General features: G+C 71.6%; 11 protein-coding genes. 5 read left to right on the top strand and 6 right to left on the bottom strand.

Annotated elements, in window-relative coordinates; translation table 11 throughout:
* Window positions 1-13 precede the first annotated feature (13 nt).
* The gene (locus AC1DIW_RS06035; RefSeq protein WP_442278614.1) at window positions 14-364 is read left to right on the top strand and encodes a VOC family protein; all 351 of its coding nucleotides are present in this window, start codon (window positions 14-16) and stop codon (window positions 362-364) included.
* 16 nt (window positions 365-380) lie between these two features.
* Here the strand turns inward: AC1DIW_RS06035 and AC1DIW_RS06030 are convergent, their stop codons facing one another.
* The 3 genes from AC1DIW_RS06030 to fdhD form a co-directional block, all read right to left on the bottom strand.
* On the bottom strand, window positions 381-1,904 hold the full coding sequence (locus tag AC1DIW_RS06030) for an HNH endonuclease (RefSeq protein ID WP_478106845.1): 1,524 nt from the start codon (window positions 1,902-1,904) through the stop codon (window positions 381-383).
* A gap of 101 nt (window positions 1,905-2,005) precedes the next feature.
* Window positions 2,006-2,344, bottom strand: coding sequence for a YciI family protein (locus AC1DIW_RS06025; protein ID WP_442278616.1), 339 nt, complete (start codon window positions 2,342-2,344; stop codon window positions 2,006-2,008).
* Window positions 2,345-2,380: 36 nt separating this feature from the next.
* Window positions 2,381-3,229, bottom strand: coding sequence for a formate dehydrogenase accessory sulfurtransferase FdhD (gene fdhD / locus AC1DIW_RS06020; protein WP_478106844.1), 849 nt, complete (start codon window positions 3,227-3,229; stop codon window positions 2,381-2,383).
* A gap of 37 nt (window positions 3,230-3,266) precedes the next feature.
* On the opposite strand from fdhD, the gene mobA reads away from it, so the two are divergent.
* Entirely contained in the window at window positions 3,267-3,881 is a 615-nt protein-coding gene (mobA, locus tag AC1DIW_RS06015; RefSeq protein WP_478106843.1) for a molybdenum cofactor guanylyltransferase, read from the top strand.
* 230 nt (window positions 3,882-4,111) lie between these two features.
* Window positions 4,112-6,172, top strand: coding sequence for a M4 family metallopeptidase (locus tag AC1DIW_RS06010; protein ID WP_478106842.1), 2,061 nt, complete (start codon window positions 4,112-4,114; stop codon window positions 6,170-6,172).
* Window positions 6,173-6,317: 145 nt separating this feature from the next.
* On the opposite strand, the gene AC1DIW_RS06005 is transcribed toward AC1DIW_RS06010, so the two are convergent.
* Complete coding sequence (locus AC1DIW_RS06005; RefSeq protein ID WP_478106841.1) at window positions 6,318-6,929, bottom strand: hypothetical protein; 612 nt, start codon at window positions 6,927-6,929, stop codon at window positions 6,318-6,320.
* 289 nt (window positions 6,930-7,218) lie between these two features.
* On the opposite strand from AC1DIW_RS06005, the gene AC1DIW_RS06000 reads away from it, so the two are divergent.
* The gene (locus AC1DIW_RS06000) at window positions 7,219-9,132 is read left to right on the top strand and encodes an N-acetylmuramoyl-L-alanine amidase (RefSeq protein ID WP_478106840.1); all 1,914 of its coding nucleotides are present in this window, start codon (window positions 7,219-7,221) and stop codon (window positions 9,130-9,132) included.
* Between the two features lie 158 nt (window positions 9,133-9,290).
* Here AC1DIW_RS06000 and AC1DIW_RS05995 read toward each other — a convergent pair whose 3' ends face one another.
* Together AC1DIW_RS05995 and AC1DIW_RS05990 are read right to left on the bottom strand one after the other, a co-directional pair.
* Complete coding sequence (locus AC1DIW_RS05995) at window positions 9,291-11,216, bottom strand: penicillin-binding transpeptidase domain-containing protein (RefSeq protein ID WP_478106839.1); 1,926 nt, start codon at window positions 11,214-11,216, stop codon at window positions 9,291-9,293.
* Between the two features lie 46 nt (window positions 11,217-11,262).
* Window positions 11,263-11,895: an N-acetyltransferase gene (locus AC1DIW_RS05990; protein ID WP_442278623.1), complete on the bottom strand. Its 633-nt coding sequence runs from the start codon at window positions 11,893-11,895 to the stop codon at window positions 11,263-11,265.
* 90 nt (window positions 11,896-11,985) lie between these two features.
* On the opposite strand from AC1DIW_RS05990, the gene AC1DIW_RS05985 reads away from it, so the two are divergent.
* Window positions 11,986-13,098 carry an App1 family protein gene (locus AC1DIW_RS05985; protein WP_478106838.1) on the top strand — a complete coding sequence of 371 codons (1,113 nt, stop codon included), beginning with the start codon at window positions 11,986-11,988 and terminating at the stop codon, window positions 13,096-13,098.
* Window positions 13,099-13,102: the final 4 nt, after the last annotated feature.

Raw genomic sequence — 13,102 nt, 5'->3', positions numbered from 1 at the left:
CCAGGAGGTCATCATGAGTCACCCCATCGTCCACGCCGAGATCCGCTCCAGCGACCCCGACGCGACCCGCGCCTTCTTCGGCGACCTGTTCGGGTGGACCTACCCCAATGAGGGAGCCTTCCCCGGCTACACGTTCGTCGAGACCGGCGTCCCGGACGCGCTCTACACCGCCATCAGCCCGCTCCAGGGCGACGATGACCTCGTCACGTTCTTCGTGGGCGTCGACGACATGGCCGAGTCCATCGAGAACGCGACCCGGCTCGGCGGCCGTGTCGTCCAGGACCCGGTCACCGTCCCGGGAGTGTCGTTCGCGCTCATCGCGGACCCCCAGGGTCACGTGGTGGGCCTGGCCCAGCAGCTCTGACTGGGCCCGGGACGCGTCAGGCGGCCAGCGCGAGGGTGAGGGCGCGTTCGAGTGGGCTGAGGTAGGGCGCGCGGAGGTCGGGCGGGCTGAGGTCGGGTGGGCGGGGTGGTCGGGCGGGGAGCAGGGGTGGGGCGTGGGAGGTGTAGGTGTGTCCCGTCGGAGTGGTGGTCTGCACGGTGTGGGGTGCGCCGGGCTGCGGGCCGGTGATGGTGGTGGCGGTGAAGCCGGGGAGCTGTTTGGTGTGGTTGCAGCGCACGCAGAGGCTTTGGCCGTTGGTGTCGGTGGTGGGTCCGCCGTCGGCGTGGTCGTGGATGTGGTCGAGGTGGCGGGCTGGGGCGTCGCACCAGGGGGTGCGGCAGGTGTCGGCGTCGCGGGTGAGCAGGTAGCGGCGCAGGCCGCCGTCGAAGGTGCGGCGGACCGAGTCCATCGCGACGAGGGTCCCGGTGACCGGGTGGGTGAAGAGCCGGCGGAGCCACACGTTCGCTCCGAGGGGACCGGCGCCGACGGCGGACTCGGCCCGATTGAGGAGGTCTCGGACCCACTGTGCTGGGACGGGGCCGTAGCCCGTGACGTGCGCGGGGGTGTCGTCGTCGGCGAGGAGAGCTTCGTCGGTCATGACGAGCTGGACCTCGACCGGGACCGCGTCGGCGGTCGCCTGCCCGGTGACCCGCTCCACGAGGGTGTCGGCCATGACCTGGCCCTTGCCGCGCTCGTCGCCGGCAGCACGAGCGGTGTCGGCGGCAGCGGTCAGGGCGGCGTGCGCGGCGACAGCCTGCGCGACAGGCAGCAGCGCGGTGAGGTAGGCCATCGTGTCCGGCGCGGGCCGCAGCGTGACCCGGCGGCCCGCCTCAGCCTTCGCAGCCCGGGCCATGACCGACGCGGCGTCGATCCGGTACGCGACGGCCCGCACCCGGCGGCCGAGCTCGCGGTCACCGAGTCCCGCCACGGGCTGGGTCGGGTCACCCACGACCTCGGCGTCGACCAGGGACCGCTGCTCGCCCGTGAGGGTGGCGGTCTCCCGGACGATGATCTGGGCGCGCCATTCGCTCAGCTCGCCGGCCTCGAGCGCGGCCAGGGTGTGCGGCATCTCGCGGGTGAGCGCGAGCGCGAGCCGGACGTGCCCGGCGCCCCGGAACGGTGACTCGTGCCGGGCCAGCGCGACCTGGGCCGCGACCCCGGTCAGCCCCGACGGCCGACGCCGTCGCCGCTGGGAGCGGCTGTCGGCGTCGCGGCCGGCGCTCTCGTCGTCGAAGGATGCGGCGCGGGCCCGCTCCCGCGCGGCCCGCCACCCGTCGAAGTCCCCGGCGTCGGAGCACTCCCGCGCCCGCTCCGACCAGGCCTGCGCGACCTGCTCCTGGGAGTCCACGAACGCCGCCGTCACCCGCACCTGCGCCGCCGCCACCGCGGACTTCACTCGCTCCAGCGCCGTGAGCTGGTCGACCCGGACCTGATCGGACTCGTCGTCCAACCCGACCCGCGACAGCGCCGACACGAGGGCCTCGAGGCCCTCCGTCGTCACCACCGTCGCGTCGTCGATCATGTGTTCGATTCTACCTGACCGAAGGCGACACCAGAAGGTTCATCCACAACCAGTTCGCCTGAAAGACAAGCGAATTGGAGGTGGATGAGCCCCCTGCGAAGTCAGCCCGGGGAGTTGGTCGGGTCCGCGACCCAGGGCCCCAGCGGCGGGTCCCACTGGCGCACGACGCGTCGCAGGATGTGCCCGCCGAGCCAGTAGGGGTCCTGGTCGAACGTCTCCGCGACGGCCTCGAGCGAATCGGCCGAGTAGACGATGAGCGCAGCGTTCGCAGGCTCCTGGTCGGTCGGCTCACCCTCGCTCACCTCGTCGATGCCGGGTTGGTACATCCCTGCGACGAGCAGCCCCGACAGCCCGGCGAGGAACTCGCGGTGCTCTGGCCGGATCGTCAGCATCTCGGTGACGTCGTCGGGGTAGGTGTAGTGGATCGCGAAGATCGCCACGGTGGTGCCTCCAAGTGCTCGGGTGGACGTCGGTGGTCAGTCGGTCGTGATGCGGTGCGCGCCGGCATACACGTTGAGGCGGCTCCCGCGCACGAAGCCGAGCAGGCTCATGCCGGCGTCCTCGGCGCACTCCACAGCCAAGGACGACGGTGCGGAAACCGCTGCGAGACAAGGAATCCCGGCCATGATCGCCTTTTGCGTCAGCTCGAACGACGCGCGACCCGACACGACGAGCACGCACCCGACGCCGGGGACGCGGCCACTCTGCAGCGCCCATCCGACGACCTTGTCGACGGCGTTGTGCCGACCGACGTCCTCGCGCACGACGAGCAGCTCGCCGTCGGCGGTGAAGAGTCCGGCCGCGTGCAGGCCGCCCGTCTTGTCGAACGACCGCTGCTCGCCGCGCAGCGCGTCGGGCAGCTCGGCGATGACCTTGGCCGCGAACTCCGTTGCGTCCGAACGCACGTCGAAGGCCGACTGTGCCCGCAGCTGCTCGATGCTCGCCTTGCCGCAGACCCCGCACGACGAGTTGGTGAAGAAGGCGCGCGTCGCAGAGGCTGCCGGGGCCGCCACACCCGGCGCCAGGGTCACGTCGATGACGTTGTAGGTGTTCTCGTCGAACCCGCTCTCGCCGGAGACGACCGCGCCCTCGCAGTAGCGGGCCAGCGCGATGTCGTCGGCCGACCGGATCAGCCCTTCCGCCATGAGGAAGCCGTGCACGAGCTCGATGTCGTGCCCCGGCGTGCGCATCGTGACCGTGAGCGGCGTCCCGTTGACGCGCAGCTCGAGCGGCTCCTCGACGGTGAGCGTGTCGGGGTGGGTCGTCGTCGACGGGGTCGCGAGATCGATCGTCGTGACCCTGCGCCGTACCGTCACCCGTCCCATGGACTCAGCCTGCCAGACTCCGTGCCAGACTCCGAGAGTGCCACCTGCCCCAGCCGCCACGTCCGCAGTCGTCGTCGTCCTGACGGGCGGCGCGTCCAGGCGCATGGGCTCGCACAAGCCGCTGCTCGACGTGGGCGGCCGACCGCTCGTCGCGCGCGTGCTCGACGCCGCCGGTCACCGCCCGGCGCTCGTCGTGGGGCCCGGCCAGGGAGTCCCGGAGGGCGTACGCGTCGTGCTCGAGCGGGTGCCCGGCGGTGGTCCCGTGGCCGGCCTGGCCACCGCCGTCGAGACCCTGACGGCCGCTGCCGACGCGCCCCCTCCGGATGCCGTCGTGGTCCTCGCCGCCGACCTGCCGTTCGTGACCTCCGCCCACGTCGACCGACTGCTGGGCGCCCTGGACGACGCCGACCTCGGGGTCACCGTCGACCGCGACGGCCGCACGAACTGGCTCTGCGCGGCCTGGCGACTCCCGGCCCTGCGGGCCCGGCTCGACGAGGTCGGTGACGCCTACGGAAGGAGCATGCGCGAGCTGGCATCCGGCATACGCACGCAGTCCGTCGACGACCCCGCCGAGCTGGCCCTCGACGTCGACACCCCGGCCGACCTGGCCCGCGCCCGAGCACGCTCGGAAGGTGCTCAGACCTCCGGCTGACGGCGGGTCCCGACGACTCTGAGAGATCACCAAGTCGCGCCCTGCGGCGAATCGCCTTGCCGCCAAGCGCCGCTCAGGACTTGGAACGCATATGGCAAAGACTTGGCAAGGCCGTTGACCGGTGTTCTCCGCGGCTGCGAGCGTCGCGCTCGTTCCGGCCCGATCTCAAGTCGTGGGATGGCGGAACTCTCTCGAGCGGCCACCTGCCGCAACTCGACAAGGAGCAACCAGTGAATCGACTGAAGTCCGGGCTGGCGACCGGAGGGCTGCTCGCCCTCGCTCTCGCCATCTCGCCGGCGATCCCGGCGGGCGCAGCGGCCGGTGCAGGGCGCGACAAGGCGCCTGCCCCCGAGTCCCAGAGCCTCAAGACGACCGAGCAGTCCCGAGCCGCGGCATCCGCCAGCGCCCTCGGCCTCGCCTCGGGCGAAAAGCTCATCGTCAAGTCCGTCATCGCGGACCCCGACGGTGCCACCCACGTCCGGTACGAGCGCACCCTCGACGGTCTCCGCGTCATCGGCGGCGACTTCGTCAGCCACAAGGACTCCTCGGGCGCCGTCAAGGGCGTCACCTGGAACGTCCGCAAGGGCGTGACCCCGTCGACGATGACGCCGACCGTCTCCAAGAGCCAGGCGCACCAGGCCGGTCTCGCCGCCGCCAAGGCCAACAAGGAGACCGCCACCCCGGGTGAGCTCGTCGTCTTCCAGTCGGCCACCGGACCCAAGCTGGCGTATGAGGTCATCACCGAGGGCATCAAGGCCGACCAGACCCCGACCAAGCTCCACACGATCGTCGACGCCACCACGGGCAAGACCCTGACGAGCTGGGACGACGTCAAGGAGGGCACCGGCAACGGCATCTTCGTCGGAAACGTGTCGCTCGCGACCTCGGGCAGCTCCGGTGCCTACACGATGAAGGACTCGCACGGGAACTACACGACGGACCTCAACCAGGCCACGTCCGGCAACGGGACGACGTTCACCGACGCCGACGACGTCTGGGGCACGGGCGCGCAGAGCAACCGGCAGTCGGCCGCCGTCGACGCGCACTACGGCGCGGGCAAGACGTACGACTACTACAACACCCAGCTCGGCCGCGCCGGCATCTGGAACAACGGCACCGGCGCCCGCAGCCGGGTCCACTACGGCCAGAACTACTCCAACGCCTTCTGGGACGGCACGCAGATGACGTACGGCGACGGCGCCGGCAACGCCGCCCCGCTGGTGGAGATCGACGTCGCCGGTCACGAGATGAGCCACGGCGTCACCGAGAACACCGCTGGTCTCGCGTACACCGGGGACGCGGGCGGCCTCAACGAGGCGACGTCCGACATCTTCGGCACGGGCGTCGAGTGGTACACGAACAACCCCAACGACACGCCCGACTACCTCATCGGCGAGAAGCTCAACCTCAACGGCAACGGCACGCCGCTGCGCTACATGGACAAGCCGAGCAAGGACGGCGCCTCGAAGGACTGCTGGAGCTCGACCCTCGGCAGCCTCGACCCGCACTACTCCTCCGGTCCGCTCAACCACTGGTACTACCTGGCCTCCGAGGGCTCGGGCGCCAAGACGGTCAACGGCGTCAGCTACAACAGCCCCACGTGTGACGGCTCGACCGTGACGGGCATCGGCCACGTCAAGGCCGAGAAGATCTGGTACCGCACGCTCTCGACGTACCTCACCTCGTCGAGCAACTACGCCGCGGCGCGCACCGGTGTCATCAAGGCGGCCAAGGACCTCTACGGCGTCGGCTCCGCCGAGTGCACCGCCGTCGACAAGGCGATGGGCGCCATCTCCGCACCGGCCAGCACCGAGACGTGCGGCACGAGCGGGGGCGGCGGAACGGGTGCTGCGCTGACGAACGGCGGCTTCGAGTCCGGCCAGACCGGGTGGACCGGAACCGCCGGCCCGATCACCAACGACACGGGTCGCCCGGCCCACAGCGGCTCGTACAAGATGTGGCTCGGTGGCAACGGGGTCTCCGGCTCGGAGAACGAGTCGCAGACCTTCGCGGTCCCGTCCACGGCCACCTCGCCGACCCTGACCTACTGGATCCGGATCGACACGTCCGAGACGTCGACGACCAGCGCCTACGACACGGCGACGGTGCAGATCAACGGCGTCACGAAGCAGAGCTACTCGAACCTGTCCACGCCGAAGGCGTCCTACGTCCAGAAGACGATCGACCTGACGGCCTACAAGGGCACGAACGTCACGCTGAAGCTCGCCGACACCGAGGACTCCTCGCTGCAGACGAGCTTCGTCGTGGACGACGTCGCGACGAACTTCTGAGCGAGCGCTCGGTCATCTGACACGCGCACCATCCCCAGAGGTCGGTATGCCGCGGGCTCAGCCCCGCGGCATACCGACCTCGTGCGTGTGGCGGGTGACTCCTCGACGGCGAGCGCCGGGGAGCGGGCGCCCAGGGCGCGAGCGCTCAGGGAGCGGGCGCGACGGCGGGCTTCGCCGACGTCGTGCAGCGGGTGGTCGCGGGCACCGAGAGCGTGACGTCGCTGACGAGGGTGCCGACCAGGCCCGAGACCTCGCCGAGCGAAGGGTCGCTGAGGTCGACCCGGCGCGCCTCGTGGTCGGTCACCGAGATGGTGATCGGGTCGGTCACGGGGTCGGGACTGACCGCGCTGGTCTCCCCAGCAGGCGCGTCGCCGGACGGCAGGTCCTCGCTCGGGCGCGGGCCGAGGCGCAAGGTGGCGAGGAGCGCCACGAGCTGACGCAGCTGGGGAGCGCCGAGCGTGCAGACGCGGCCGTGGACCGTGCGCGTCTCGACATGGACCCGGCCGTCGAGGTCGAGGACGACGTGGTCGTCGAAGCCGGCCATCCCGCCGGTGCGGCGCAGGGTCAGCGGGAACGCCGGCCCGTAGGGGGCGGAGAGGGCATCGTTCCCACCGCCGCCGACGCGCGGTGGAGCCGGTGTCGACGACGTGGCGGTGGAGGAGGTCGGGTCAGTCTGGTCGCCGGGCGAGTCGGCCCCGCAGCCCCCGAGAAGGAGTCCTGCGATGGCCAACCCCGCGCCCACGTGTGCGCGCCCCATGTGAACCATGGTGCTCCCTCCCGGAAGGCGGTGCATGCCGGACGCGGTGGATCGGGGATGACGGGTGGGTGACGGTTTCAAGTGGCGGGCCTCAAGGTGCACGGGAATGCTCGGTCTCAGAGGTGTGTGCCGACCGGGTCGGACGCGCACCCAGTCGCAGGACGACGACGCCGATGACCCTTGTCGACGGCTGCGGATCCTGCGGTCATACGGATACGAAAGGGACGATCGAGTGATACCCAACTCCACACCGCACCGAACTCCAGGGGCCCGCAGAGTGAGGCGGTCCGTGGCAGCGCTCGGTGCGCTCGCAGCAGTCGCCGCCGGGATGGCCGTGGCCAGTCCGTCGGCGCAGGCTGCCGACCCGACCTCGTCCAACGGGGCGAGCGCGGGCAGCGACCCGGCGAGCCGGGAGCGCGCCTTCGCGGCCGCCTCGGCCGAGTACGGCGTGCCGCGCACGGTCCTCGAGGCCGTGTCGTACGCGCAGACCCGCTGGGACTTCAACCCGGGGCACAGCACGTCGGGCGGCTACGGGCCGATGCATCTCGTCGACGCGAACCTCGGCTCAGCAGCCGAGGGCCGGGGCCTGGGCGACGCGCCGGCTCCGGCGCCGGCACCCGCTGCCGACACGCTCGGCCGGGCCGCGACCCTGACCGGCCTGCCGGAGGCCGCCCTGCGCACCGACGAGCGCGCCAACATCCGTGGCGGTGCTGCCCTGCTGGCGGCCACGCAGAAGCGGCTCGGCCTGCCTACGGGCGCGTCCACCGACGCGGGGCAGTGGTACGCCGCGGTCGCCGACGCCTCCGGCTCGACCGAGCAGGACGTCGCCGCGGCCTTCGCCGACGACGCCTACTCCGTCATCGCCTCCGGCGCCTCGCGGCGGACCGTCGACGGCAAGCAGGTCTCGCTCGTCCCCTCGAGCGTGAAGCCGCAGGCAGCCCAGGTCGGCCGACTCGGTCTGCACAAGAAGCAGAACGCCGGCCCCGTCGACTGCCCGCCCGGACTCGACTGCGAGTGGGTCCCCGCGCCCTACCAGGACCTCGGCGGTGGTGACTACGGCAACCACGACCTCGCGAACCGCCCGACCGCGCCCAAGATCACGAACATCGTCATCCACAACACGGAGGCGACCTACGACACGACCCTCAAGCTCGCGACCGACCCGACGTACCTCGCGTGGAACTACACCCTGCGCAGCTCCGACGGGCACGTCGCGCAGCACCTCCAGGCCAAGGACGTCGGCTGGCACGCCGGCAACTGGTACATCAACGGCCACTCGATCGGGCTCGAGCACGAGGGCTTCGCCGCGACGGGGGCGCAGTGGTTCAGCGAGCCGATGTACCGCTCGTCGGCGCGTCTGGTGCGCTACCTCGCCAAGGAGTACGACATCCCGCTCGACATGCAGCACATCTTCGGCCACGACCAGATTCCCGGGGTCACACCCGCGAATGTCGCCGGCATGCACTGGGACCCGGGCCCCTACTGGAACTGGGAGCACTACTTCCAGCTGCTCGGTGCCCCTTTGCAGTCGCACACCTCCGGTGCCGCCAAGGACCTCGTCCGCATCCTGCCCGGCTTCGAGGACAACCGGCAGACCGTGACGTACTGCGACGGCGCGGTCGCCGACAGCTGCGGCTCGCAGCCGACGAACTTCGTCTACCTGCACACCGCGCCGTCGGAGTCGGCGCCGCTCGTCAACGACATCGGTCGCAACTCCAAGGGCGCACCGTCGACGACGTCGGTCTCCGACATCGGCGCGCGTGCCCAGGCCGGCCTGACCTTCGCCGTCGCCGAGCACCAGGGCGACTGGACGGCGATCTGGTTCAACGGCGTCGAGGGCTGGTTCCTCAACCCGGCGTCCGCCCCGACGGCCGTCCCGGTCAAGGGCTCCTACGTCGTGCCGAAGGCTGGCCTCGCCAAGGCGCCCGTCTACGGTCGCGCCTACCCCGAGGCGTCCGCCTACCCGGCCGGCATCCCCGTGCAGGCGCTCGCCCCGCTGCAGTACTCCTTCGCGGCGGGCCAGCGGTATGCCGTCGGTGACCTGACGGTCCCGACGGACTACTACCGCGCCGTGACGTTCTCACCCGACACCCCCAACGACCACCTCGACGTCGTGGGTCAGGACCGCTACTACCAGATCTCGCTCGGCCACCGTTTCGCGTTCGTGCGCGCCGCGGACGTCGACGTCGTCAAGGCCCAGTAACCCGCCCCTCCAACCGTCGAGAGGCCACGATTTGCCGCCTCACCGACATCGAAAGGCCACTTCTCGTCGCGAGAAGTGGCCTTTCGACTGTCCGGACCCGGCCACACGTGGCCTTTCGACGGTGTCAGCGGTAGGGGTCAGCGGGGTGGGGGTGGGGGTCAGCGGAGGTCGTATGCCTTGAGGAAGCTGACGATGAAGGGCGCGGCGCCCGTCACGCCGTTGTCGCCGACCTCGTTGTAGGCGGCGATCGCGATGTCGCCGCGGCCGGCGACCATCCAGACGTGGGTGTCGGGCGGGTTCTTCGTCCCGAACTCGGCGGTGCCGGTCTTGGCGTACTCGACGCCGAGCGGCTTGAGGACCGTGCCGGACCCCTCGGCCACGACGGCGCGCATCTCCTGGCGCAGGACGTCGGCCTCGGTGGCGGCGAGCGGGGTGGCGGGCGCGGGCAGGGCAGGTGCACCGGCGACGAGCTGCGGGCGCACCGTCTGGCCCTTCATGACCGACGCGACGACGAGGGCCATCGTCAGCGGCGACGCCTCGACGCGGCCCTGGCCGATGAACGAGGCCGCGTGCTCGACGACGTCGTCGGTCGGCGGCACCGAGCCGAGGAAGCCGGTGAACGGCAGGTCCAGCTTCTCACCCATCCCGAGCGACTGCGCCGCGGCGACGAGGTCGTTCTGGCCCACCTTCTGGTACTGGCTGATGAAGGCCGTGTTGCACGAGTAGGCGAGCGCGGTCCGCATCGGGATGTCCCCGAGGTGCGCGGCAGGGTAGGTCGTGTAGTTGCTGAACTGACGGCCGTTGACCGTCAGCGTCGGGGTGCAGGGCAGCAGGGTGTCGGCGGTGGCGCCCTTGCGCACGTTGGCGAGGGAGCTGACGATCTTGAACGTCGAGCCGGGCGCCTCCTTGCCGGCGAGGGCGAGGGTCGAGCCGTTCGCAGCCGGGCCGACGGCCGCCGCGAGGATCTCTCCCGTCGACACCCGCACGGCGACGAGGGCGGTGGGGTGCGCCGTCTGCTGGGCGAGTGCCGCCTCCGCAGCGGTCTGGGCCCTCTGGTCGAGGGTGATCGTCAGCGGCTTGCCGTCGGTGGACGGCTCGGCAAAGAGCTCACGCTTGTCGAGGATGCTGCCGTCGGCGCCGCGCTTGACGGCGTGGACGGCGAGCCCGGGGGTGCCTCGCAGCTGCGCGTCGTAGCGGTACTGCAGTCCGGTCTGGCCGACCGAGTCGCCCGCCTCGAGGGTGCCCTTCGAGGCCTTGATCTGCTCGGCGTTCGCCTCGCCGACCGTGCCGAGGATCGGGGCGGCCCACGTTCGGCTCGGGCCGAGCACCTGCATCGTCGGCACCGTGAGCGCGCCCTTGACCTTGGCGATCGCAGCGCCGTTCCGCTCGAGGACCGGGTCGGTCTGGCGCAGGGTCACGCCCTGGACGAAGGCCTTGGAGCCGGCCGCCCCGACCTTCGCGGCGAAACGGGCGGGGTCGATGCCGATGAGGGTCGCCAGCGCCTTCGCGGAGGCGGTGGCCTCGGCCCCGGACACCTTCGTCTTGTCGATGCCGACCGCCGCGACCTCGCGCTCGGTCATGATCTTGCCGCCGGCGGAGTCGACGATGTCGGCGCGCTGGGGCCATTTGCGGGCGACGTGCAGGGTCTCGTCGGCGGTGAGCTGCGGCGCCACGACGCCGGGACTCCACGACACCTGCCACGTGCCGTCGACGAGGGTCATCGGGACCTGGGTCTTGTAGGTCCAGTCGGTCGGGGACGCCGAGACGTCCCACCGGCTGACGAGCGTCGCCGTCGCACGGTCGGAGCCCTCGGCGTGGCTCATCTCGTTCAGCGACACCTGGGGCCGCAGCGTGCCGAGGTCCTTGTAGGCGGCCTTGACGAACGCAGTGGCCTTGGCCGGCGTCGTGCCCTTGAACGTCACGGCGCCGAGGTCCCCCGAGGCCAGGCCCGCGGCGAGGGCGCGCGCGGCGTCGCCGGGCTCAGGCGGTGAGTCGAACATCGAGCAGCCGGCCGCGAGCGTGCCGGCGAGCACACCCGTGAGCGAGACGGAGACGAGAGTCCTGAAGCGAGATCCCCTGAGCATGGCCCCACGGTACGTGCCGCAGCGCGACCTGCTCGTCACCGGACGGTCAGCGCTCGGGGCGCCAGAGCTGCACCGACGCGACCGGCTCGAAGCCCGCCGCCAGAAAGGCGCGCAGGGCCCGGGCGTTGCCCGGGGCGCACGCGGCGACGACGACCTCGCCCTCCGGCAGGAGCGTCAACGCGTCTCTGACGATGTCGGCGCCGACGTGGTCCTTGGCGGGGTCGGTCTCGACTCCCACCTCGGTCAGCCCACCCAGCCCCCGCGAGAGGGTCACGAGCGTGTGGTCGTCCGGGGCGGCATACCCGAAGGTCGCGACGTCGCTGCGCACCGACGTGGCGTGCTCGGCACGGGGATGGTTGCGCAGGTCGCTGCGGGGCACGAGGGTCGGCTCGCCGCCGGTGCCGCGTGCGACCAGCACGATGTCGAGGGAGTCGATCCAGCCGCTCCCGGCGAGCCGGGAGACGAGGCGGGGGCTGCTGGCGCCCCCGAAGCCGTCCGGGCCGAGCGAGACGAGGGTGCCGTCGGAGACGTCGTCGTCGACGGCGAGGTAGGCGCGGCCGGTGAAGGCGACCACGCCCTCGACGCCGGGGCGCCACGGTTCGACGCGCTGCCAGCCACCGTCCACGGTGGGGAAGTCGCCGCCCGCGGCCTTGCTGAGGACTTCCGCGATGGGGTGCACGCCGTCCATCCAACCCGGCCCGTCCGGCCCGCGCCCGTCGGGGTCCACCTGTTGGCACCCGCTCAACGCCCCGGCGGGTAGGTTGAGGCCATGTCACGACCGCACGCGGCCGCCATCGTCGAGGACGCCGTCCACGAGCAGGTCGAACGCGTGCTGCGCAGCCGCGGCTGGGGCAACCGCGTCATCACGCACGTGGGCTACGGGTCGACGAGCTTCGTGCGGGTGTATGCCCGGATCCTCCTCGGGCGCAAGGGTCGTGAGCACATCGAGGGACCCGAGGCCCGACAGGACGCCACCGGTGCCCTGAGCCCGGCACACTACGACCGCGGCTGGCGCGCGTTCCTCACGTCGCCGGCCACCGGCGTCCCCGTCAAGGTCACCGTGGGCGACCGCGAGGTCTACGGCCGGTCCGACCGGGGCGGCCACGTCGACATCGTCGCCCGCGACCACGGTCTGGAGCCCGGATGGCAGCAGGTCGTCGTCGAGGCCCAGGGCACCGACCCGGTCGCGGCCGACGTCTTCATCGTCGCCGACGGCGTGACGCACGGGATCGTCAGCGACATCGACGACACCGTCATCACCACGATGCTGCCCCGCCCGATGATCGCGGCCTTCAACACCTTCGTCCGGCGTGGCAAGGCCCGGCACTCCGTCTCCGGCATGGCCCCGATGTACCGCCGCATCCTCTCCGCCCACCCCGGGGCGCCCATCGTCTACGTGTCGACGGGGGCCTGGAACACCGCGGCCACCCTCAACCGGTTCCTCGTCGAGAACGGCTTTCCCCTCGGGCCGCTCATGCTCACCGACTGGGGTCCCACCAACACCGGTTGGTTCCGCAGCGGCCAGGCGCACAAGCGCAGCTGCCTCGACCGGCTCGCCCGGGACTTCCCGGACATCAGGTGGCTGCTCGTCGGCGACGACGGCCAGCACGACCCGCAGATCTACGCCGACTTCGCCGAGGCCCGGCCCGACCGGGTCGACGCCATCTGCATCCGTCACCTGTCCCCGAAGGAGCAGGTGCTGTCCAACCCGATCCGGATGGACTCACCGATGCGGCCGTGGGCGTCACGCTCGGTGCCGAACTTCTCGGGGCCCGACGGGCACGGGCTGCTGCGGGTGCTGACCGATGCCGGCAAGGTCGGGGAGGCCGTCGCCACCGACGAACAGCCCTCGCGTCCGGGCCGTTCCGTCGTCTCCGGATGACAGA

The organism is Terrabacter sp. 01T434 (genome assembly GCF_056398545.1).
Note: the sequence above shows the minus strand (reverse complement) of the source record. Positions and strands in the feature narration are given on the sequence as shown.